Raw genomic sequence first — 270 nt, 5'->3', positions numbered from 1 at the left:
CGTGAGGCTTAACCATACAACGCCAAACGCGTTTTATGCGACAGTTTGACAGAAGTTAATATGACTAAAGTAGATATTGCTTAAAGAAAGACTTAAAAAATATTATCAGATATTTTCCAAATTCAGTTAATGCGTAGAAATACGGATTAACGCCCAAATTTGCTTGGTGACAATAGCGTTTTGGACCCACCTGACTCCATGCCGAACTCAGTAGTGAAACGAAACAGCGCCGATGATAGTGTAGCATTTGCTATGTGAAAGTAGGACATT

At 38.5% G+C, this 270-nt stretch carries 1 rRNA gene; it reads left to right on the top strand.

Annotated elements, in window-relative coordinates:
• Positions 1-162: 162 nt before the first annotated feature.
• Positions 163-270 (top strand): 5S ribosomal RNA (gene rrf / locus H5157_RS20775); the annotation flags it as partial.

The sequence above is a fragment of the Pseudoalteromonas sp. SG43-3 genome (assembly GCF_014164385.1).
In the GTDB taxonomy this organism is placed as follows: Bacteria; Pseudomonadota; Gammaproteobacteria; order Enterobacterales; family Alteromonadaceae; genus Pseudoalteromonas; species Pseudoalteromonas distincta.
This window is presented reverse-complemented; position numbering and strand designations above follow the sequence as displayed.